This is a genomic window from Acidovorax sp. 22279 (genome assembly GCF_052045435.1).
GTDB lineage: Bacteria > Pseudomonadota > Gammaproteobacteria > Burkholderiales > Burkholderiaceae_C > Acidovorax > Acidovorax delafieldii.
Window position 1 is genome coordinate 267501 of sequence record NZ_JBQEOV010000006.1, and the last position, 1712, is coordinate 269212.

2 rRNA genes (1 of these 2 only partly in view) are annotated in these 1712 nt (G+C 51.1%); both read left to right on the forward strand.

The annotated features are described in order from the left end of the window. Window positions 1–1406, forward strand: a 23S ribosomal RNA gene (locus ACTJKQ_RS10615); it begins 1473 nt to the left of the window's first position. Window positions 1407–1549: 143 nt separating this feature from the next. Beyond that, window positions 1550–1662 (forward strand): 5S ribosomal RNA (gene rrf / locus ACTJKQ_RS10620). Window positions 1663–1712 lie beyond the last annotated feature (50 nt).

Consider the following 1712-nt stretch of genomic DNA (forward strand, 5'->3'; position numbering starts at 1 on the left):
CTCGGTAGGCAAATCCGCCGGGCTTAGATGAGGGGTGATAACGAGTCTGCTTGCAGACGAAGTGAGTGATACCCTGCTTCCAGGAAAAGCCACTAAGCTTCAGCTATTGACGACCGTACCGCAAACCGACACTGGTGCGCGAGATGAGTATTCTAAGGCGCTTGAGAGAACTCAGGAGAAGGAACTCGGCAAATTGATACCGTAACTTCGGGAGAAGGTATGCCCCAAGTAGGTGAACTCGTACAGAGGGAGCCCAACGGGGTTGCAAAAAATCGGTGGCTGCGACTGTTTAATAAAAACACAGCACTCTGCAAACACGAAAGTGGACGTATAGGGTGTGACGCCTGCCCGGTGCTGGAAGATTAAATGATGGGGTGCAAGCTCTTGATTGAAGTCCCAGTAAACGGCGGCCGTAACTATAACGGTCCTAAGGTAGCGAAATTCCTTGTCGGGTAAGTTCCGACCTGCACGAATGGCGTAACGATGGCCACACTGTCTCCTCCTGAGACTCAGCGAAGTTGAAATGTTTGTGATGATGCAATCTCCCCGCGGAAAGACGGAAAGACCCCATGAACCTTTACTGTAGCTTTGTATTGGACTTTGAACAGATCTGTGTAGGATAGGTGGGAGGCTTTGAAGTGAGGACGCTAGTTCTCATGGAGCCAACGTTGAAATACCACCCTGGTGTGTTTGAGGTTCTAACCTAGGTCCATTATCTGGATCGGGGACAGTGCATGGTAGGCAGTTTGACTGGGGCGGTCTCCTCCCAAAGCGTAACGGAGGAGTTCGAAGGTACGCTAGTTACGGTCGGACATCGTGACGATAGTGCAATGGCATAAGCGTGCTTAACTGCGAGACTGACAAGTCGAGCAGATGCGAAAGCAGGACATAGTGATCCGGTGGTTCTGTATGGAAGGGCCATCGCTCAACGGATAAAAGGTACTCTGGGGATAACAGGCTGATACCGCCCAAGAGTTCATATCGACGGCGGTGTTTGGCACCTCGATGTCGGCTCATCTCATCCTGGGGCTGTAGCCGGTCCCAAGGGTATGGCTGTTCGCCATTTAAAGAGGTACGTGAGCTGGGTTTAAAACGTCGTGAGACAGTTTGGTCCCTATCTTCCGTGGGCGCTGCAGATTTGAGGAAGCCTGCTCCTAGTACGAGAGGACCGGAGTGGACACACCTCTGGTGTATCGGTTGTCACGCCAGTGGCATTGCCGAGTAGCTAAGTGTGGAAGAGATAACCGCTGAAAGCATCTAAGCGGGAAACTCGTTTCAAGATGAGATCTGCCGGGGCCTTGAGCCCCCTAAAGAGTCGTTCAAGACCAGGACGTTGATAGGTCAGGTGTGGAAGCGCAGTAATGCGTTAAGCTAACTGATACTAATTGCTCGTGCGGCTTGACCCTATAACTTTGATAGCCAACACGCAACCAGCGTGAAGCTCAAAGTCTGTTATGCCAAGTTAGACGCAGTCAAATACACAAAATCTGATTCCAGACTCTATGAATTCGCCAGGCAGTTCACAAAAACTGCCCAGCACCAAGTTATGCCTGATGACCATAGCAAGTTGGTCCCACTCCTTCCCATCCCGAACAGGACAGTGAAACGACTTTGCGCCGATGATAGTGCGGGTTCCCGTGTGAAAGTAGGTCATCGTCAGGCTCTTACAGCCCAGAAAACCCCAGTCAGATATGACTGGGGTTTTTTGCTTT